General features: G+C 55.5%; 23 protein-coding genes. 4 read left to right on the top strand and 19 right to left on the bottom strand.

Annotated elements, in window-relative coordinates:
• Window positions 1–13: 13 nt before the first annotated feature.
• From VHE34_RS01505 to VHE34_RS01430, 16 genes are all read right to left on the bottom strand, one after another.
• The gene (locus VHE34_RS01505; protein ID WP_325583831.1) at window positions 14–226 is read right to left on the bottom strand and encodes a YwbE family protein; all 213 of its coding nucleotides are present in this window, start codon (window positions 224–226) and stop codon (window positions 14–16) included.
• Between the two features lie 24 nt (window positions 227–250).
• A complete protein-coding gene (locus tag VHE34_RS01500; RefSeq protein WP_325583829.1) occupies window positions 251–2,647 on the bottom strand; it encodes an ABC transporter permease in 2,397 nt (798 codons plus the stop codon).
• A gap of 57 nt (window positions 2,648–2,704) precedes the next feature.
• Window positions 2,705–3,154 (bottom strand): hypothetical protein, encoded by a 450-nt coding sequence (locus VHE34_RS01495; RefSeq protein ID WP_325583827.1) that lies wholly within the window; start codon window positions 3,152–3,154, stop codon window positions 2,705–2,707.
• A gap of 18 nt (window positions 3,155–3,172) precedes the next feature.
• Window positions 3,173–4,108, bottom strand: coding sequence for a hypothetical protein (locus tag VHE34_RS01490; protein WP_325583825.1), 936 nt, complete (start codon window positions 4,106–4,108; stop codon window positions 3,173–3,175).
• A gap of 57 nt (window positions 4,109–4,165) precedes the next feature.
• Window positions 4,166–4,513, bottom strand: a complete 348-nt coding sequence (locus tag VHE34_RS01485; protein WP_325583823.1) for a hypothetical protein — start codon at window positions 4,511–4,513, stop codon at window positions 4,166–4,168.
• Between the two features lie 93 nt (window positions 4,514–4,606).
• Window positions 4,607–6,019, bottom strand: coding sequence for an NADH-quinone oxidoreductase subunit N (locus tag VHE34_RS01480; RefSeq protein WP_325583821.1), 1,413 nt, complete (start codon window positions 6,017–6,019; stop codon window positions 4,607–4,609).
• Between the two features lie 11 nt (window positions 6,020–6,030).
• Window positions 6,031–7,473: an NADH-quinone oxidoreductase subunit M gene (locus tag VHE34_RS01475; RefSeq protein ID WP_325583819.1), complete on the bottom strand. Its 1,443-nt coding sequence runs from the start codon at window positions 7,471–7,473 to the stop codon at window positions 6,031–6,033.
• Entirely contained in the window at window positions 7,470–9,398 is a 1,929-nt protein-coding gene (gene nuoL / locus VHE34_RS01470; RefSeq protein ID WP_325583817.1) for an NADH-quinone oxidoreductase subunit L, read from the bottom strand. Before nuoL ends, VHE34_RS01475 begins: the two co-directional genes overlap by 4 nt.
• Before the next feature lie 11 nt (window positions 9,399–9,409).
• Entirely contained in the window at window positions 9,410–9,718 is a 309-nt protein-coding gene (gene nuoK / locus VHE34_RS01465; protein ID WP_325583815.1) for an NADH-quinone oxidoreductase subunit NuoK, read from the bottom strand.
• Window positions 9,715–10,239, bottom strand: coding sequence for an NADH-quinone oxidoreductase subunit J (locus VHE34_RS01460; protein ID WP_325583813.1), 525 nt, complete (start codon window positions 10,237–10,239; stop codon window positions 9,715–9,717). Before VHE34_RS01460 ends, nuoK begins: the two co-directional genes overlap by 4 nt.
• A complete protein-coding gene (locus VHE34_RS01455) occupies window positions 10,239–10,718 on the bottom strand; it encodes a 4Fe-4S binding protein (protein WP_325583811.1) in 480 nt (159 codons plus the stop codon). The genes VHE34_RS01460 and VHE34_RS01455 overlap by 1 nt, the downstream gene beginning before the upstream one ends.
• Window positions 10,706–11,782: an NADH-quinone oxidoreductase subunit NuoH gene (gene nuoH, locus VHE34_RS01450; RefSeq protein WP_325583809.1), complete on the bottom strand. Its 1,077-nt coding sequence runs from the start codon at window positions 11,780–11,782 to the stop codon at window positions 10,706–10,708. Before nuoH ends, VHE34_RS01455 begins: the two co-directional genes overlap by 13 nt.
• Before the next feature lie 14 nt (window positions 11,783–11,796).
• The gene (locus tag VHE34_RS01445) at window positions 11,797–12,912 is read right to left on the bottom strand and encodes an NADH-quinone oxidoreductase subunit D (protein ID WP_325583806.1); all 1,116 of its coding nucleotides are present in this window, start codon (window positions 12,910–12,912) and stop codon (window positions 11,797–11,799) included.
• A 90-nt stretch (window positions 12,913–13,002) separates the two neighbouring features.
• The gene (locus VHE34_RS01440; RefSeq protein WP_325583804.1) at window positions 13,003–13,458 is read right to left on the bottom strand and encodes an NADH-quinone oxidoreductase subunit C; all 456 of its coding nucleotides are present in this window, start codon (window positions 13,456–13,458) and stop codon (window positions 13,003–13,005) included.
• Window positions 13,455–13,970, bottom strand: coding sequence for an NADH-quinone oxidoreductase subunit B (locus VHE34_RS01435; protein WP_325583802.1), 516 nt, complete (start codon window positions 13,968–13,970; stop codon window positions 13,455–13,457). The genes VHE34_RS01440 and VHE34_RS01435 overlap by 4 nt, the downstream gene beginning before the upstream one ends.
• Window positions 13,961–14,311, bottom strand: coding sequence for an NADH-quinone oxidoreductase subunit A (locus tag VHE34_RS01430; protein WP_325583800.1), 351 nt, complete (start codon window positions 14,309–14,311; stop codon window positions 13,961–13,963). Before VHE34_RS01430 ends, VHE34_RS01435 begins: the two co-directional genes overlap by 10 nt.
• Before the next feature lie 52 nt (window positions 14,312–14,363).
• Between VHE34_RS01430 and VHE34_RS01425 the strand changes: the two genes are divergently transcribed.
• On the top strand, window positions 14,364–14,945 hold the full coding sequence (locus VHE34_RS01425) for a nitroreductase (RefSeq protein WP_325583799.1): 582 nt from the start codon (window positions 14,364–14,366) through the stop codon (window positions 14,943–14,945).
• Here the strand turns inward: VHE34_RS01425 and VHE34_RS01420 are convergent.
• Both VHE34_RS01420 and VHE34_RS01415 read right to left on the bottom strand, forming a co-directional pair.
• Window positions 14,942–15,415 (bottom strand): MarR family winged helix-turn-helix transcriptional regulator, encoded by a 474-nt coding sequence (locus VHE34_RS01420; protein WP_325583797.1) that lies wholly within the window; start codon window positions 15,413–15,415, stop codon window positions 14,942–14,944. The two genes, VHE34_RS01425 and VHE34_RS01420, sit on opposite strands and share 4 nt — an antisense overlap.
• Window positions 15,412–15,918, bottom strand: coding sequence for a GNAT family N-acetyltransferase (locus VHE34_RS01415; RefSeq protein WP_325583793.1), 507 nt, complete (start codon window positions 15,916–15,918; stop codon window positions 15,412–15,414). Before VHE34_RS01415 ends, VHE34_RS01420 begins: the two co-directional genes overlap by 4 nt.
• 126 nt (window positions 15,919–16,044) lie before the next feature.
• Here VHE34_RS01415 and VHE34_RS01410 point away from each other — a divergent pair, with 126 nt between their 5' ends.
• The 3 genes from VHE34_RS01410 to VHE34_RS01400 are packed head-to-tail and all read left to right on the top strand — an operon-like array spanning window position 16,045 to window position 18,825.
• Complete coding sequence (locus VHE34_RS01410; protein ID WP_325583791.1) at window positions 16,045–16,398, top strand: YciI family protein; 354 nt, start codon at window positions 16,045–16,047, stop codon at window positions 16,396–16,398.
• Window positions 16,385–17,668, top strand: coding sequence for an RNA polymerase sigma factor (locus VHE34_RS01405; RefSeq protein ID WP_325583789.1), 1,284 nt, complete (start codon window positions 16,385–16,387; stop codon window positions 17,666–17,668). Before VHE34_RS01410 ends, VHE34_RS01405 begins: the two co-directional genes overlap by 14 nt.
• Window positions 17,669–17,715: 47 nt before the next feature.
• Window positions 17,716–18,825: an AI-2E family transporter gene (locus VHE34_RS01400; RefSeq protein WP_325583788.1), complete on the top strand. Its 1,110-nt coding sequence runs from the start codon at window positions 17,716–17,718 to the stop codon at window positions 18,823–18,825.
• 1 nt (window position 18,826) lies between these two features.
• On the opposite strand, the gene VHE34_RS01395 is transcribed toward VHE34_RS01400, so the two are convergent.
• Entirely contained in the window at window positions 18,827–20,224 is a 1,398-nt protein-coding gene (locus VHE34_RS01395) for a sialate O-acetylesterase (protein ID WP_325583786.1), read from the bottom strand.
• Between the last annotated feature and the right edge of the window lie 30 nt (window positions 20,225–20,254).

Below are 20,254 nucleotides of genomic sequence, written 5' to 3'. Positions count from 1 at the left end.
TCCACTGAGGCCCTTAGTCCCCTTCAGGGTCGACCACATCGGTCTCTGCTACCCTACCGATCTGGCCGTCCTCCAGCCGGACCTTTATGCCCCGCGAATGAAAGGCAGCTGAAGTGAGAATATCTTTTACAATGCCATACGTGAGCCTGCCACTGCGCTGGTCTTTTTTGAGAATGATCGCCACCTCCAATCCTGGATGGATGTCTTTTCTGTATTGGCCGTTCATGGATACAAAGGTAAGCGAGTAGGCCTACTCCGATCGTAAACTCTTCACCGGGTTGGCGAGCGCCGCCCGCACCGCCTGAAAGCTGACGGTCAGCAACGTGATCGCCAGAGCGGCGCCTGCGAGGGCGAAGACGGACCAAGGGATAGTTGTTCTGTAGGCATAGCCCTGCAACCATTGGTGAAGGAGGCCCCCCGCGACGGGGATGGCGATGAGAATGGAAAGGCCGGTGAGGAGGACAAAGTCCCTTGACAGCAATTTCCAGAGATTGAAAACGGATGCGCCGAGAATTTTGCGGACGCCGATCTCCCTGATCCGTTGTTCGGCGACGAAGCTGGCGAGACCGAACAATCCCAGGCAGGAAATGAGGATCGCCAGCGCGGTAAAAAAACCGGCCAGCTTTCCGACCCGCACCTCATCGCGGAATTTGGCGTCGTATTGCTCGTCGACGAATTTATATTCGAATGGCTCCGCGGGATTATATTTTGCATAGATGGGAGCCACCTGGCGCATGGCTTCCCGGGCGTTGGTCCGGGGATCGATCTTCATCGTGACATAAGGCATGGTGTACGGGGCCATAAAATACAAGGCGGGATAGGGTGTTTCATAGGGGGATTCCATGACCACGTTCTTTACCACGCCAATAACGGCAAAATCGGCGTTCGACCAGTGGATGATCTTACCGAGCGGATCTTTCCAGCCGGTTGCTTTGAGCGCCGCTTCATTCAAGATCATCGTTTGTGCATCGGCGCCGTCCGGGCCCGTGCGAAAATCCCTTCCATTAACGAACTGTAAGCCCACCGTTTTTGCAAAGCTTTGCGTAACGCCTTTCATACAAAAATCGGGATCGTTAGGGCCGGCCTGGGGGTGCTCGGACCAGGTCAGGCCGCCATTCTGGTTCCAGGCCGCCATCACCGGCGCTACCGACCCGGCGACTTCGACTACTGCGCCGGAATGCAAGAGATCGGTTCGGAAGGCCTCAAAATGATCCTGGATATTCTTTGTGTGCTGTTGGATGGTAACGAGGCCATTCTTGTCGTAGCCGATTGGCCTGTCCTTTGCATACTGCACCTGCCGGAAAACGATGATCGTACCGATGATCATGGCGATGGAGACGGTGAACTGCACTACGACGAGGATTTTACGGGGCAGTGCGGCCAGACGACCCACTCTGAAAACGCCCCTCAATACCTTGATGGATTGGAAAGAAGAAAGATAGAGAGCGGGATAGCTGCCGGCGATGAGGCCGGTGAAGAGGCAGAAGCCGATGCAGGCGCCCCACCAGACCGGGGTTTGCCAGGGGATGGACATTTTCGTGTCGGCCAGTTGATTGAAGAAATGCAGGGACAATTGAAGCAACCCCAGCGCTATTGCCAGGGCGAAAAAGGTCACGAGCAAGGATTCGCTGAAGAATTGCCCGATCAGTTGGCTGCGCAGGGAGCCGACCACTTTGCGAATGCCTACTTCCCGGGCCCGTTTCTCCGAACGCGCGGTGCTTAAATTCATAAAATTGATGCAGGCCAGCAAAAGCACCAGGGTACCGATGAGGGCAAATAACCGGACGTACTTGATCCTCCCACTGGCGTTATAACCATCACTGAAATCGGAGTAGAGATGCCAACGGCTCATGGGATGCAGGAACAGCTCCATGGTATTGCGGTTTTTCCCCGTGGAGTCGATCCAGGGATCGTTGTTCCTTTTTACGTCTTTTATCTTTGTGGAAACCGTTGAGAAATCCGTGTTATCCGCGAGCTGCACATAAGCGTACCAGTTGTTGTCCCCCCAATTATGTTGTTGATAATTTGTCTCCGGATCGTTGGCGACATACAAATCCCATGGAGCCAGGAAACTGATATCCCTGAACGAGCTGTTATAGGGAAAATCCTGGTATACGCCGGTCACTTTAAGGGCTACCGTGTCATCCATGCTCAGGATCTTACCAACCGGGTCGGCGCCGGAGAAAAGCGTCTCGGCCAGGGTCGACGACAATAGGATCGAATGGGGATCATTCAATCCGGAATGGCTTCCCCGCAGCATTGGAAGAGCCAGCACATTCAGCCCTGCCGGCTGAATAAAACTGCCGGTCTTTATCAATTTCTTGTCGCCGAGAGCAAACACATGTTCCAACGGCTTGGAGGACGAGAACACCTGCTTGAAGTTGCTGCCGAATTTGGCCCTCAGTTCGTCCGCCACCGGTTCGGGCAGGTTGGGCTGAGCGCCATGTTTACCGGGGTACATTTCCCAGACCTGGGCGATGCGGGCGAAGTTGCCGAACTGCCGGTCGAAGGACCATTCATTGTAGATCCAGCAGGCGATGAGCATGGCTACGGCCATGCCGATGGAAAGGCCTCCAATATTGATGAAAGAAGAGAGCCGGTTTTTAAACAGGCTGCGCCAGGCGGTTTTGAGATAGTTGCGGAACATAGTTAAAAGGTTATTACCGGGTCAATCGTTTGACCTGGTATGACTACTTTCGTTTCCTTAAAAGGTTACATGGCCGATACCGAACTGGTCACCCGCGCGCACGGGCTTTTCCCCATCGAAGTCGACTTCCACCATCTTCCCGCTTGCCACGCTGTTATTGAACTCGTCCTTCATCGTGCAGAGGATCTTTCGCATTCTTACATCGATGACCTCGCCGCTTGACAAATAGACATATTTACCGTCGATGCTGTTGAGCGGGATGCTGACGGCTATGCCTTTTACGTTGGCGGGTTTACCATTTGGGTGAAAGCCGCGGAGGGGGATACGTTTTACGAAGGAATGATCCTTGTCGATATCGAAGACCAGCAGGCCGTGACCGCCATAGCCGAGGCAGTCGCGGATGCCGGGGGTGGCGACGTAAAGGTAGCGATGCTGCGCCTGGGCGAATATGGGGCCTGCGGCGACCAGCAGGACCAGGAGTGACCCGCAAATTCGAAGGAGTTTCATAGGGGAAAGGTAAAGAATTTACCGCGGCCGGCTGTAGGCCACTTCGTATTCTTTACCGTCGACGGTACTGGTACGGAGAAGATAGAGTTTGTCCGTCCAGGTGTTGCCGTTGTCATAACTTTCCTGTTCGAGGCGGATCAATCCTTTTTTGGGATTGGACTTATCGTTATCCTCGGTGAGGAGAATGGAGGCGCCGTTGAGGGTGTAGGAGCCGTTACCAAAGTAAGCGTCGGTGACGCTCAGGATCTCATTATAGGAGGTGGCGACATAGCGCTGAGCGGCGGCGGCGCTGGCATAGCGGCCATTGGGTGCGAAGACCCAGCGATCGGCGGCCGTCGCGGTAGCGATGGTCCAGACCCCGGCCATTCGCCGCATCAGCTGCCGGGCAGAAGAGGTTGGGCTCCAGCCTTTGAACTGCAAGCTGTAGAAGAATTTCGGCCAGACATCTGTCAGATTGAGCCCAAAGCAGGAACTGACTAACGGGTCTTTGGAGATACCGGAGATCATGGCCAACCGGTTGCCGAGTCCAGCGACGAAGACGAAGCCCCAGACGATCTGATAGTTGCCATTGGGCGGCTGGATCGCATTTTTGATCATGAAATATTCCCAACCCTGGGCGGAGACTCCGCGGATGATCGAGTTGCGGGTGGCGTATTCGCTGTTCCTGGGTACGAAGGCCTTGAATACCTCCCGGAAGGCCTGTACCGCATCGGCGGCGAGATTGGCACTGGGCGTTCGCATGGGCCAAAGCGTCAGCACACATTTTTCACCGGTGTTGGAAACGGGGGCGTTGAGGACGATGCCATCCGAATATTGGGTGGGGGTCCAGCCCGGCGGGCAGGTGAAGACATAGTCGGCGAGCGTGCCGGTTTGCAGGGATTGGCCGGCGGCTTGTGGGGATTGACCCGTTGCGGTCAGCGTCAAAAGGAGGAGTGCCCCGAGGATGACGTTCATGGTTTTGCGTTTGGGCAAACATAGGATGTGCCAGGGGCAAAATCAATACAACGAAAGTTAGGGGGTGGCGAAGTATGGGGTCTCGTCGTGTGATTCGGCGTCTTTTTGTTGCCAGTAGGCCAGGGTGACTGTGTGGCCACCGGGGGTTTTGAGCAGGCGGCCGAAGATGGCGTTGATGGGGTTGAAGGTGACGTCGGTGACGCCGATGGTGAAGGTTTCTTGTTGGGGGGTGTCAGGTGCAGGAGCTGCTTTTGGGGGAGGGCTGGGTACAACGACGACGGTATACCCGTTGGCCTCCAGCAGACTACGCAGGAAACCGACGCGGGCGGGAAGGACATTCTTCTCCACGATGGCGCATTTGACGCCGTTGAGCTCTTCGAACAGATGATTTTGATTGATCGCCATAATTGCAGGGAATGCGCTTTGCTAAAAATAATGCATTCCCCGCAAAGCGCCAATGTCTGTCCTTTGGACAAGACGCCTGTGGCGTCTTTTGAATTATAATCCTATGCTCAATGAATAAATATAATCATACACCCATCCCATCACCCCGGCGACACAAATCCCCGTCAGGCAAATCAGGAAGGCGATGTTTGGCAGCAGCGGGATCGTCAGTTTGCCGATGGGTGCGGGCTGGGTATCCATGAAAATAGCCTTTATTACCCGCAGGTAGTAATACAGGGAAATGACCATGTTGAGCGCCGCGATGGTAATAAAGATATAGTTTCCTTTCCCCGCGCCGGCCATCAGCAGGAAGAACTTACCGAAGAAACCGGCGGTGGGCGGGATACCGGCGAGGGAAAACAAGGAGATCGCCATGACCCAGGAAAGCATAGGATTGCCGGCATAAAGACCCCGATAATCATCGATGGTCTCCCGGCCCGTCTGTGCGCTGATCAGCGCGACGACGCCAAAGGCGCCGAGGTTGGAGAAGATGTAGATCAGCACAAAATAAACGACCGACGCGTCGGCCGCCCTTGAGGCGCCGATGATCCCGGCCAGGATGAAGCCAGATTGGGTGATGGAGGAAAACGCCAGCAGCCGCTTGAGCTTGTTTTGTCGAAGCGCGAAGAGATTGCCGGTAAGCATGGTCAGCACGGACAGCAGGATCAGGATCTTCTGCCAGTCCCCGACCAACGGCTTAAAGGCTGTGTATAGGGTCTGAACTAAGATAAAGAAGACGGCCCCTTTGGAGATCACGGAGAGATAGGCGGTGACAGGGACGGGAGAACCCTCATAGACGTCCGCCGTCCACAAATGGAAGGGGACGGCAGCAACCTTGAAGGCAAAGCCGGAAAGGATAAGAATAAAGGCAAAGAGCTGGAAGGCGCTGCCGTCAAGCTTGTGGACGATGCCTTCAAAACCGAGCGTGCCGGTGGCGCCATATAATAAGGAGATACCGAACAACAGGAGGGCCGAAGAAAAAGCCGAGGAGATGATGAATTTCATCGAAGCTTCGGAGGATTGTCGTTTTTCCAGGTCGAAGCCCGAGAGGGCGGTCAGCGGGATGGTCGACAATTCGAGGCCGAGATAGAACATCAGCAGGTTTCCGGCGGAGATCATAAAGAAGAAGCCCGTCAGCGTCGCAAGGAGCAACATGTAAAATTCCAGCAGTTGCCGGTGGGCTTTTAGCCAATCGTATGCCTGTAGGGAAACGATGAGGGTGCCGAGGTTGAGGATGTTCTTTTCCAGCACGATGAGGCGATCGGTGTGAAACATGCCGTTGAAAAGGGCCGCGTCGGGTCCGGGAAAGAAGCCAAGGACGAGATTGATGGTCAGCAGGATGTTGATGAGATTGAGGATGACGCCGGGCCGGGGCTCGTTACCGGCGACCTTTATGAACAGCAAAAGGAAGAGGATAACTGTTACGATCAGCTCCTGTCTCAAAGAAATGATAATTCCATTCAACATAAGCGCTTAGTTCATTTATTGATCAATTCGGTCAGCCAAAACGGCGCCGTTCCGATGACAAGGATACCTGTGACCAGCAGGATGCCGGTCAGCCGCTCGTTCCATTTCGCATCGGTGAGGCTATTGTATTGGGGGTCTTTTACGGGTCCCATCAGGGTCTGGCCCGTCGCCCTCAGTATATATACGGCTGTGACGACGATGGAGGCGCAGGACAGAATGGTCGCCAGGCGGTAACCACTCGCCGACCGTTGCCAGGAGCCCATGAATACCGTCATCTCCGCCACGAACCCGCTGAGGCCGGGCAGACCGAGCGAACAGAGGCCGGCGATGACGAAGATGGTGGCGATAAAGGGCATTATTTTCTGGAGGCCGCCGAGCCGTTCGACCAGGCGGGTATGGGTCCGGTCATAGATCATCCCGATCGCCGCGAAGAAAAGGGCCGTCATCAGTCCATGGGAGATCATCTGCAGGTAGGCGCCTGTGAGAGCCGTCGGGGTCAGCATGCCGGCGCCCAGCAGGATAAAGCCGCAATGACTGACGGAGGAATAGGCATTGATGTATTTTAGGTCCTTCTGCATCATCGTGGCAAAGGCGCCATAGACGATGCCGATGGTGGCGAGCGTAACGATGACGGGCGAATATTCTCTTGCGGCGTCTGGCATGAGGGCAATCGCCACCCGCAGGCAGCCATAACCACCGAGCTTCATGGAGATACCGGCGAGGAACATCGATGCCGCCGTCGGCGCCGAGGAGTGGCCGTCGGGTACCCAGGTGTGGAAGGGAAAAAGAGCGGAAAAGATGCCAAAGCCGACGAAAAGGAAGGGGAAGAAAAAGCGCTGGACGGACAGCGGCATTGCGCCTTCGCTAAACATCCTGGCCAGGTCGAAACTGTGTGCCTGGTAGTAGACGCCAAGGACGCCGACGAAGGTCAGGGCAGAGCCGGCCATGAGCATCAAGGCCAGCTTCATGGCAGCGTATTCCTTCGGTCCGGAACCCCAGATGCCGATGAGCAGAAATTTGGGGATGACAGAGACTTCGAGAAAGAAGAAAAGAGTGAAGAGGTCCAGCGAGATAAAGAACCCGTAGGCTCCTGCGCTGAGCAGCAGCAACAGGACAAAGAACTCTTTGACCTGGGTACCGATACTCCAGGATACCAACACCGCCCCTACCATCACCAGTGCCGTGAGGAGGATCATTGCGACCGAGATGCCGTCGACACCCACATGGTATTGGATATTGAGCGCAGGGAACCAGGATTGGCGCGATTCGAAAAGGAAGCGCGTGGCGCCGTGAACGGAATGTTCGCGCCAATAAAGGGTTAGCAGGACCAGCGACAGGATCAGCTGCACCGTTACCCCGATAAAAGATACCCAACGGACCTGGCTTTGGCGCCGGCAGAAGAGCAGGACGAGGACGATGAGCAGAGGTAATATGATCAGTAGTGATAAATTCATTTGACTATATAGATGAATAATATGGCTAATCCTGCTATCCCGACGAAGAAGAACCAGGCATAGTCCTGGACCCTGCCGGATTGAATTCCTTTGATGGTGGCGGAGATGCGCGCTGTCGCGGTCGCCAGCCCATTCATCAATCCATCCACGATATTCCGGTCGATCCAGGCGGCGGGACGGCCGATGCAATTGAAGATGATCTTCTTTGTGACGAAGAGGTAGAGCTCGTCGATGTAGAACTTATGGTAGGCGGCTGTATAGAGACCGCGGAAGGCGGCCGCGGCTTTTTGCGGGCGGTCGCTTTGTTTGTAATAGAGCCAGGCGGCGATGCCGATGCCCAGCAGGGCGATGAGGACCGGGGGAACGGCATTGAGGCCGATACTCGAGTGCACGGACGGATGTCCTCCGACGATGAGCAAGTGGGAGAAGGGGATGAAGCCGGCAAAGGCGGCACCGATCGCGAGGATCACCAGCGGGATCGATTCGACGAGGGGTTGTGCATGCGGATGGCCGGTTGCCGGTTTGTTCCAGAAGACCGAGAAGTAAAGGCGGAACATATAAAAAGCGGTCAACCCGGAGGTGAAGAGGGCGATCGTATAGATGAACCTGTCGGCCCGCCATGCCGCCGAAAGGATCTCTTCCTTGCTGAAGAACCCCGAGAATGGGGGGATGCCGGAAATGGCCAGGCAGGCGATCAGGAAACAAATATGGGCGAGTGGCAGTTGTTTTCGAAGGCCGCCCATGTCCTTCATTTCGTTACTGTGTACCAAATGGATGATGACGCCGGCGCAAAGGAAGAGGAGGGCTTTGAAGAAGGCATGGGTGAAGAGATGGAACATGGAGCCGATGAAGCCAATCTTCGGGTCGACAAGGCTTGGGGGAAACAACCGGTAAGTGCCCAATGCAAACATCATATAGCCGATCTGCGACATCGTTGAATATGCGAGTACCCGTTTGATGTCGGTTTGAGTGCAGGCAATGACAGCCGCCAGAAGGGCCGAGATGGCGCCGACATATAAAACCACCTGTTGGACATCCAGTGTCAGCGTGAAGAGTGGGTACAGGCGGGCGACGAGGTAAACGCCGGCCACGACCATGGTCGCCGCATGGATGAGGGCGGAAACGGGTGTAGGGCCTTCCATGGCATCCGGAAGCCAGATATGCAGTGGAAAGAGGGCCGATTTGCCTGCGCCGCCGATGAATACCAGGATGAGGCCCCAGTCGACGAGGGGCAGCCCCAAAAATACCGGAGGTTCGGTGAAGGGCGAATGCTCAAACGAGCTCAGGTTATTGATCAACCGGCCGAAATCGAGTGTATGGGCCTGAAAGGAAAGGATGAGAATGCCGATGAGAAATCCCAGGTCGGCAAAGCGGGTTACGATGAAGGCCTTTTTTGCCGCCGCAACGGCTGTAGGGCGATCGTAGTAAAAGCCGATAAGCAGGAACGACGAGACGCCGACCAGCTCCCAGAAAATATAGGTCTCGAAGATATTGGAGGATAGTACGAGGCCCAACATGGAAAAGGTAAAAAGGCCGAGAAAGGCATAATAGGTGGAATACCGCTCCTCGCCTTTCATATAGCCGAGTGAGAAGACGTGTACCATCAGGGAAATAACCGTGACGACAACGATCATCATTGCCGAGATGGGATCGATGAGGACGCCCATATTGATTGACAGATCCGGGCCAAAACTCAGCCAGGCAGCCTCGAAGAGCGTATAGGTGTGACGAAGGGCCGGCATTCCGGTGTTGCCGGAAAAATATTTGTACGCAACGTATAGGGCACACAGCGTCGAGACGAACAGCAAGGCGGTGCCGATCACGCCTGAAAAGCCGCGGGTGTATCTCCTGCCGAACAGCCCGAGCAGCGCGAAGCCGAAGACCGGCAGCAGCAGAATCAAAAGGATATAAGCAGTGTTTGGCATCGTTTGGTTTGTTAGAATTTCATATCATCGGCCGATTCCACATCGACGGAGCGGATATTCCGGTACAGATTGATAATGATAGCGATGGCGACGGCCGCTTCGGCAGCGGCGATCGCGATGATGAACAGGCTGAAGAACAGGCCTTCGAGCCTGTCGGGGTACAAATATTTATTAAAGGCGATAAAATTGATGTTGACGCTGTTGAGGATCAGCTCGACCGACATGAGTATCGTGATGATGTTCCGGCGAGTGAACAGGCCGTACATCCCGATGAAGAAAAGGGCTGTGCTGAGGAAGAGGATATAGTGCAGGGGGATCATTTTTCTTCGGGTTTTGATCTTATGGCGAGGACGATACAGGCGATGAGGGCGGCCAGCAGGAGGAGACTGATGACCTCGAAAGGAAGGGCGTAGCCGTGTTCGGAGGTGTCGAGGAGTTGGGTTCCGATGGCAGCAATGCTTGCGTGATCAGCGAGGTCCGGGTTGGTGGCCACGCCGAAGGAATGCTGGCGGAGCAGGATACAAGTGAGCACGAACCCGATGCAGACCGCCAGCGCCGAAAGGATCGCCCGGCTGCGAATGGGCGGCGGCAGATCCTTGCCCGCCTGTTGCGTCAGGAAGATGGAGAAGATGATCAGGACGACGACGCCGCCGACATAGACGACGATCTGAACGGCGGCGATGAACAGCATCCCCAGCCAGAAATAGAGTCCGGCGATACCGGTGAGGCAAAAGAGCAGCCAGATGGCCGAACGGAATATTTTCCTGGTCGTGACCGCGAGGCCACCGGTCACCAGGATAAATGCGGAAAGGATATAGAAGACTAGTTCAGAACCGATCATTATTCAACGCCCTCTCTGATTTTAGAACCGGGTTTATTTAATTTTTTTGTCAGCTTACTCCTGTCGTACACACTGTGTTCAAAATTTTGCGCCATTTTGATCGCATCGGTCGGACATGCCTGGACACAAAGGTTGCACATCGTACAAAGCTCCAGGTGATAGATGAACGTATCCAGCGCCTTCTTTTTCTTTCCTTCGGGGGTAGTGTCGAATTTTGTGATGATCTTGATGGTTCCATTGGGGCAGGCCAACTCGCAGGCGGTGCAGCCAGTGCAGGCGTGCTCGTTGTTCTCGTCGTGGGTCATCACCACCTCGCCGCGGAATCGTTCGGGCAATACCATCGTAGCGCGGTTGTCGGGGTACTGTTGAGTGATGATCTCTTTCCGGTGAGTAAAGTAATATCCGGTCAGCTTCATCCCTTTCAGGAGGGAGCGGGCGCCCCGATAGATGTTCGATATGTAGTCTTTTAAAAATGCCATCCTTCTATTGCGATAAGGGTCATTAATAATAAGTTGAACAGGCTCAGGGGCAGGAGATATTTCCATTCGAGGTCCAGCAGCTGGTCGATGCGGAGGCGAGGGAAGGTCCAGCGGAACCACATGATGACGAAGATGAGGAAGAAGGTCTTACCCAGGAACCAAAGGGAGGATGGGATATAGTCCATCACCTGGTTGAAACCCGACCAATGCCCGATGTGCAGCGGCATCCAGCCGCCGAGATAGAGCGTCGCGGCGATGGCGCAGACGATGAAGATATTGACGTATTCGGCCAGGAAGAAGAGGGCGAATCTCATCCCCGAGTATTCGGTGTGGAATCCCGCGGTGAGTTCCGATTCCGCTTCGGCGAGATCGAAGGGGGCGCGGTTGGTTTCGGCGGTGACGGCGATGAGGAAGATGACGAAGGAGATGATCGCGGGGATATGTCCTTTGAACAGCCACCAGCCGTCCTGCTGCGAGGCGATGATGTCCGAGATCTGCAGGCTGCCGGTGAGAACGACGATGGAGAGAACGGAGAACCCGGCGGAGAGTTCGTAGCTGACGATCTGGGCGCCGCTGCGCATGGCGCCGAGCAGGGAATATTTATTGTTGCTGGCCCAGCCGGCCATCAGGATGCCGATGACGGAGAGGGATGAGATCGCCGAGACATAGAGTATCCCGATGTTGATGTCCCAAAGCTGGGAGCCTTTTGCAAAGGCGATGGGGGCAAGGATCAGCATCGCGACGACGATGACCATGAAGGGTGCGAGGTTGAAGAGGAATTTGTCGGCGCCGTCGGGGGTAAGGCCTTCCTTCATGGCGAGCTTGAGCGTATCGGCAACGGTTTGAAGCGATCCCCCGGGGCCTACCCTATTGGGTCCCAGGCGAATCTGCATATAGGCGGAGACCTTGCGTTCCATCAGGACGAGGACGAGGCCGAGGACGGCGAAGAAAGTGATCGCGCCCAGGCCGACCAGCACCCCTTCGAGGACTGTTGCCACGGAGGGGCTGAATGCGCGGTTCAGCCATGTGTCGATGGACTGGGTAATATTTTCTATGCTAAGCATCGTTCCTATATCTGTTACCGGTCAATGTCCGGAATGACTAAATCCAGGGTTCCCATGATGGCCACCAGGTCGCCGATCTTGTGGCCCCGCGCCATATGATCCAGCGCAGAGAGATTCGAAAAGCCGGGAGAACGGAATTTGATTCGGTAGGGTGTCGTCGCGCCTTCGCTGATGATATAGACCCCGAATTCTCCCCTTGCCGTCTCCACTTTTGAATAAAACTCCCCTTTTGGCAACTTGAGTACGGCCTTGGTCTTTGCCAGGAAGTCCCCCTCCGGGACATTGTCGATCAGCTGTTCGATGATGGTGATCGACTGCCGCATCTCCCCCATCCTGACCTTGTATCGGGAAAAGCAGTCGCCGCCGGCATCGGTCACTTCCTCGAATTTCACCTGATCGTACACTTCATAAGGAGACAGTTTCCGGATATCGCAGTTGACGCCGCTGGCCCGCGCCGTCGGGCCGCTGCAGCCATACGAAATGGCGTCTTCGCGGGAAAGACATCCAACCCCTTCCATGCGTCCCCGGAAGATGACGTTGTCCGTGACGAGTTCGTCATATTCATCGAGCTTGCCGCGGAAGAAAGCCAGGAACGCTTTTACTTCCCGTTGAAAATCGGGGTGGAGGTCAAAGGAGACTCCGCCGGGGCACATATAGTTCATGGTCAGACGGGCCCCGCAGGTTTTTTCCATGATGTCGTTGATGGCTTCGCGTTCGCGGAAGGCGTGGAAGAAGGGTGTCAGCGCGCCTACGTCCATGGCCATTGCGCCCCACCAGAGCTGGTGGGAGGCCAGGCGGGTCAGTTCGTCCATGAGGACGCGGATGGCCTTTGCGCGGGGCGGGACTTCGATCTGCATCCCTTTCTCGACGCAAAGGGCGCAACCATGATTATTAATATGCGAAGAGAGATAGTCCATCCGGCTGGTGACATAGATGAACTGCCGGTAGGAAAGGCTCTCGCACATTTTTTCGATGCTGCGATGGATGTAGCCCAGGTGCGGTTCCACCTTTTTGATGGTTTCCCCGCTGAGAGTGATCACGAGGTGCAGCACGCCGTGCGTGGAGGGGTGCTGGGGGCCAAGGTTGACCACCAGTTCACCGAGTTCCGTCGTGCCAATCTCCTCTATCATAATTTTCGCCAAAAAATTTTCAAAAGAATAATTTTATGTCTCAAAACCAGAATGTCTGCGCACGAAATGCGCGGACCGGGCTCCGCCCGGTCACAACTTTATCATATTTATGGGATCCTCGTAATCTTTACGCAAGGGCCAGCCTTTCCAATCGTCGGTCATGAACAATCTGCGAAGATCGGGATGACCGATGAACACTATGCCCATGAGGTCATAGGCTTCGCGTTCATGAAATTCCGCCGTGCGCCAGATATCGGATACCGTTGCCACTTCGGGATGTTCACGATCCAGCTTTATCTTCACGACCAGGGTATGGCGATGGGTTGTGGAGCTAAGATGGTAGACCATGGTAAAGTGGGTCTTCCAGTCCACCGCCGTCACGCAGAACAGGTAATCGAGATCGAGATCCGTGGTCGTGCGGAGCAGGCGCGCCGTTTCGGCCCAGGTTGCCGGGTCGACGAACGCGGTCGTCCATTCACCGCCTTCTTCGAACGTTGGGGAAGGGAGCAGGGCTTCGAGCTGTTGTTTTAGTTCCTGCGGGTTCATGAGGCGCCGCTCCTTATTTTTTCCTGCAGGGTAATAAGGGCATGGAGCAGGGCTTCCGGCCGGGGCGGGCAACCCGCAACATAGACGTCTACCGGGATCACATGATCCGCGCCTTTTACCACCGAATAGGTGTTATAGAAGAAGGGGCCCCCGCTGGTGGCGCAGGCGCCCATTGCAATGACGTATTTCGGGTCGGGCATCTGATCATACAGGCGCTTCAGGACGGGGGCCATCTTGTTGACGATCGTCCCGGCGATGATGATGACGTCGGCCTGGCGCGGGGTAGCCCTTGCCACTTCGAAGCCGAAGCGGGACCAGTCATATTTCGCGGCTGCGGTGGACATCATCTCGATGGCGCAGCAACTTGTGCCGAAGACGAGCGGCCACAGGGAATTGCTTCGCGCCCAGTTGATCACCTCGTCGAGCTTTGTCACCAGGAAGCCGCCTCCGGCTGTGGGATGCACTTCGCCAGGAAATGGTTTCGCGTCTTTTGTTTGCGGGTTTACATCCATTTCAACGCTCCCTTTTTATGTGCATATAAAAATCCCATGAACAGGATGAAGAGGAAGACGAGGATCTCGAGGAAAGCCGCCATCCCGACTTTTCTTACCACTACGGCCCAGGGATACATAAATACGAGCTCAACGTCGAAGATGAGAAAGATCAGCGCGTACAAGTAATATCCGACGTTGAACTGATTCCAGGGAGTTCCCGTAGTGGGGATACCGCATTCGTAGGCCTGCCCTTTTTGTGCGTTCTTCCTGCCTTTGACGAAGAGACGGGCGACGGCGATGCCTCCCGCCGCAAACGCGACCCCGGCGAAGAAAAGAACGATTAACGAAGAGCTTCCCATGGGTAATTGATTTTGACCCGATACTAATATAAAGATTTATTTTTGGTCCGCCATGAATAAATTTACTGCAGTACAGGAAACAGTTATAAGAAGGCGCAGTGTAAAACCGACGGTGCTGAACGGGAAAAAGATCGACGATCTGCAGATCCGGCAGTTGCTGGACCTGGCCAACTGGGCGCCAACCCATGCCAATACGGAGCCCTGGAGATTTGTTGTCTATAGCGGCAATGCGGTGCAGCGGTTTTGTCACGAGCATGCGGAGCTCTACCGGCAATATACGGCGCCCGACAAATTTACCCCGGCCAAATATGAGAAGCAGCGACATAACGGCGACAAGGCCTCGCATTTGATCGTCGTCTATATGAAGCGGGGAAACAATCCCAATATCACCGCGCTGGAGGAGATCTGCGCTGCTGCCGCGGCCGTCGAGAATATCCTGTTGGGCGCCGAAGCGTTGGGTATCGCCGTGCTTTGGAGCACGGGCGGCATGTTGTTACATCCTGTAATGAAAGACTACTTTGAGCTGGGCAACGAAGACGTGCTGCTGGGAATGCTCTATATGGGATATGCGGATGAACCGGTCAATGCGGGAAAGCGCGGGCCCGTGGAAGAGAAGACGAGCTGGCATCGTTAGCGCCGCTGTTGCAGCGCGCGCTGCAGCAGGCTCTTTTCCCTGAAATTGTTCTCCACCTCGGTGATCGCCTGCATGAGGTTGTGCGGGGTGTCCAACAATCCGGCGAAGGCCTCCCGGAATACCTGCCAGACGGGTTCCATTTGTGCGACGAGGGCATGCCCCTGCGCGGTCAGTTGGATCAGGCGTTTCCGCTGATCGGTCTTGTCTTTTTGTCCCCGGACCAGTTTTTGCATTTCCAATTCTTTCAGCAGACTGATCGTCGAGGGGTGTGTATAGCCGATCTCTGCGGCAAGTTCGACCACGCCAAGCTGGGGCTTGTAATAGAGGACATAGATGACGGGGAACCATTTCGGCTCGAAATCGATGCCATATTCCTTATATACCTGGGCCCCGTCCTTGCGCAGCTGCTCGCTGAGGCGCATCAGGCGGGTGGCGACGGCGAGGACTCCCGAATCGTCGATGATGCTCATGGCCGGGCGGATTTGGTGATGGGTAAATGATAGAAGACGTTGTCCACGGGCATAAGGGGGAAGGCGGCCGGGAGGTTCTCTTTTGCAATGCGGGTGAAGCCGTTACGCTCGTAAAAGCGGTGGGCGGCTTTCATGTGATCGAGCGTTCCCAAATAGATATCGTCCATGCCGTGGGCTTGCGCATAAGCAAGAAGCGTATCCAGCAGCTGTTGGGCGATGCGCCATTCTTTGCCACGAAAGGCTTGTTTTACAAACATTTTACGGATGACGCCAATTCGGGCAGGCGCCAGCAACCCGATGGTGCCGACGAGCTCATCGCCGGCAAAGGCGCCCCAGAAATGGCCGCCGGGGCGGAAATAGTAAGCTTCCAGATCGAGGATATCCGGCTGGTCCGCGAGGGTGATGGGAACGTTGAATTCCCCTTGCTGGATCGGCAGGATCAGGGCTGCCGCGGCGTCGCGATGGGCGTTGGACAGCGGGAGGATCGTCATTTTCGGTTCCATACGGCAAAGATATGTATTTATCTACGTAGTTAACTACATATTTTTTTGTGACGGCGGTGTCCAATTTGCCTAACTTCATTTTATACTCTCCTGTAAGCAATAACATTCACTTTAAAATTTTGAAAAATGGACGAGTACATCTTGATTTTCAGGCACCCCGATGGTAATAAGGTCGCTTCCCCGGAGCAGATCCAGGTATGGATGAAGCAGACCATGGACTGGATTGGCGGAATTGCCGCCCAGAACAAATTCGTCGCCGGCAATGGCCTGCCTTTTGACGGCGCGCGGGTAGTGCATCACAAAGGAGTGGTGACCAATGGGCCTTTTGGGGAAATAAAAGAGACCATTGGCGGGTATATCATCGTCAGGGCCGGTTCTGTAGAAGAGGCCGTGGAATTTGCAAAGGGCTCGCCGGTGCTGCAGGGTGACGGCAATACCGTGGAAGTCAGAAAGATCGCCAAAGGGGATGGAACCCATTAGCCCTTTTCAGAGTCCCGGGGAATCCACCGGGACTCTGATCCCCCATTTGTTCCGGCGGGAATTCACACGCATTGTCGCCGTGCTCTCGAGATTGTTCGGCATCGAGCATATCGGGATCGCGGAAGATATTGCCGGCGAGACCTTTTTGTCGGCGTTGGAGATCTGGCCGTACAGGGGCATTCCGGCCAATCCGACCGCCTGGCTTTATGCCATCGCCAAGAATAAGGCCAGGAACTACCTGCACCGGGATCAGATCTTTAAATCCAAGGTGGCGCCGGCGCTAAAACGCGCAGGGGCCAGCGAGGCGGGAGAATTGGCGGCGGCCGCGGAGCCGGAGATCGATCTGTCCGAAGCCAATATCAGCGACAGCCAGTTGCGGATGTTGTTTGCGGTGTGTCACCCTTCGCTTCCCGCCGAGGGGCAGATCTGCCTCGCGTTGCGCATCCTTTGCGGTTTCGGCATCGAGGAGATCGCCACGGCCTTTCTCACCAACAAGGAGACGATCAATAAACGGCTGTTCAGGGCGCGGGAGAAGCTCAGGACGGAAAGGGCGGAGCTCGAGTTTCCACAGGGGACGGAGCTGACCCGGCGGCTGGAGCCGGTATTGCTGACCCTTTATCTGTTGTACAACGAAGGCTATTATTCCGAGAGCCAGGATACGGTCCTGCGGGAGGACCTCTGCGCGGAGGCCATGCGGTTGACGGAACTCCTGCTCGGGGACCGATCGACGCAAGTTCCGGCCGTCGACGCGCTGTTCTCGCTGATGTGCTTTCACGCGTCCCGATTTCCGGCCCGGAAGGGGGAGAACGGCGAGATGATCCTTTACGGTGACCAGGATGAATCCCGCTGGGACCGGCAACTGATCGCCCGTGGCGCCTTTCATCTTCACCGGGCGTCGCAGGGGAACGTATTGACAAAATATCACCTGGAAGCCAGCATTGCCTACCGGCATACGATGAAGCCCGATACTATTGAAAAGTGGGAGAATATCCTACAACTGTACAACCACTTGCTGGCGATGGTCTATTCGCCGGTCGCCGCATTGAACCGGACATTCGCGCTATCGCGGGTCCGGGGGAAGCCTGAGGCCATTGCGGCCGCGGAAAAGCTGGAGCTTACCGATAACCCCTATTACTATACGCTGTTGGGAGCGCTTTATACCGGCATCAACGCCGATAAGGCGATGGAGAACTATAAAAGGGCGCTTGCTCTTGCGAGAACTCCTGCCGACAAGGGAGCGATCCAAAGGGCTATTGATAACTTTTTTTAAGACGGGGAAATGACTTAATTTGTCATTGGAAGACATCGGGCAAACCTATGAGCAAATCTTTTCCCTCCAACTCGCGCAGCATGATCGAGACCATCCTCGTGGTCCTGCTTTTGCTGAGCCTTTTGCTGGCCGTATATGATGTGTTACGGGTGTTCTTTGGGGTGCTGACCTTTGCATTGATCTTCTCCGTTTCCTTTACCGGGGCCTTTGAATGGCTGGTTCGACTTGTCCGCGGCCGGCGGGTCCTTGCGGCGGTGATCTATACAATATTGCTGATCGCGATCATCGCCCTGCCCATAACGCTGATCATTTCGGCCTTGCGGCACCATGTGCGGGAGGCGATTGGCTGGATGAACGATATCAAGGCGAACGGGTTGCCGCCGTTACCGAAGTGGATCACGAATCTGCCGCTGGCCGGGGAGGATATCAGCAGTTTCTGGCAGCAGTTGCAGAACAGTCCCCGGGAAACGATCGCGACGCATGGGGAACCTATCCGAACAGCGCTGCGGCATATCCTGACCAGCGGGGCGGGAATGGTCGGTACGGCCCTGCAATTCATTGCGGGGATCGTGATCTCGGCGTTCCTGCTGGTATCGGGTGATAAGGTGATGCACCCCATAAAGGCCGTGACCGTACACCTGTTGGGCAGGCGGGACGGGCTTTCGTTGATCCAGGCCACAACCGTGGCCATTCGAAGCGTCTCGATCGGGGTGATGGGAACGGCCTTTATCGCCTCGATCATTTCCTATATAGGCTTGCTCATTGCCGGCATCCATCTGGCCATCCTGCTTTCTGCGCTGATCTTTTTCCTGGTACTGATCCAGCTGGGGCCGCTGGCGGTCTGGGTGCCATTGGTGATCTGGATGGCGAGCCAGGGCCATACGGGGACGACTATCTTCCTGATCATCTACGGCGTCGCGCTGCTGATCGTCGACGGGTTACTAAAGCCCGTGCTGATCGCCAAGAGCGGGGGCAAGCTTCCTTTTTTGGTTTTGTTCCTCGGCGTCGTGGGCGGCCTGGCGGCCTGGGGCTTTACCGGGATGTTCAAGGGCGCCATCATCCTTTCGGTGTCTTATACGCTTTTCGACTCCTGGCTGGAGCGGCGGAATGTCCCCATGACCATGACGCCGCACCAGCGGTCAGATGTACCATTATAACTTATTGCAGCGGCAGTGGCCAGTCATCGGTGCGGAAGGGCGCCAGCGGCAGTCCGTCCTTGCCGGCAATGTTGCCGATCGCCGCATTGGTGTATTGATACCGGACGGCAACGGGTCTTTTTACGGCGGCGGCTGATACGATGAGCCTGTTGCCTTCGATCTTCGCCTTTGCCGGATAAAATACACGGTCCTCCCCGGCAATGACGAGCGTTCTTGCCTCGTTGCCCTTTTGGACGAGCCCGTCCGACGCGTTGTCAAACGTCAGTGTAACCTTGTCGCCTTTTACCTCCATGCTTTGGTAGGTGGGATTTTTATAGGTTATCCCGGTGTAATGATAGGTTTCGGCCAACGCCCAGTTGGCGAGCCGGAGGCCTACATCGTGTTTATTCTTCGGATGGATATCTGCGGTGTCATCCACGAGATCGCTCACGACCACCATCCCCGTATTTTCGAGAAGCATCGTTTTGGCCTGCTGCTCGCGAACGATGGTGCCCATGTTGTTGGCGCCATAGGTAAAGGGGGCGATCTGCACGTAGTAAACAGGCAGGGGTGCGTTCCAGGCGCTGCGCCAGGCGGCGATCATCGTGGTAAAGGCCTTGTTATACGTGTCGGCGTTGGCGGTGTTGCCTTCTCCCTGGTACCAGATGGCGCCGGCAATGGCAAAGGGGGTGATCGGCGCGATCATCCCATTGAAGCAATAGCCGGGAAGGTAAGGCCAGCCGTTGGCGGGCTGGAGACGTTCAGCGGAGGTCTTCAGAGTAAGGTCACCGGTGATCATGTTCGAAGGTGTCCATACTTCGACGGGAGTCCCGCCCCAGGAGGCTTCGATGAGCCCGACCGGCACGTTCAGCTCTTTGTTCAGCTTTTTGCCGAAGAAATAAGCCACGGCGCTAAACGACTTCAGTTGGTTGGAATCGCAGGCGGTCCACTTCCCGGGGCAGTCATCCTGCGGATTGGTCGATGTCGTGCGGGGGATATGGAAGAACCGGATGTTGGGGTTGCTGCAGGACGGCAGTTCGGCCTTTACATCCGGGAGGCCCCAGGTTTCGCACATTTCCATGTTCGACTGGCCGCTACAGACCCAAACCTCGCCGACGAGGATATTGTCCAACACAATAGTATTCTCTCCTTTGATCGTAATGACATAAGGGCCGCCGGCGGCAGGAGTAGGGACAGTGATCTTCCAGTGACCATCGCGGGTGCCCAATACGGAATCCACCCTGTCGTTCCAGGACGCGACGATGCGGATCTTTTCCCCCGGCTCGCACCAGCCCCAGAGATTTGCTGCCGCTCGCTGTTGCAGCACCATATTACTGGAAAGGACAGCCGGGAGTCGTACATTGGCCTTTACGTAAAGAAAAGTGACAGTAAGCAAGGCCAGCAAAGGAAGTTTTCTCATGTGGGACATTTTAATAACGTCCTTGAAATT

Source organism: Puia sp., assembly GCF_035546395.1.
Classification (GTDB): Bacteria; Bacteroidota; Bacteroidia; order Chitinophagales; family Chitinophagaceae; genus Puia.
Note: the sequence above shows the minus strand (reverse complement) of the source record. Positions and strands in the feature narration are given on the sequence as shown.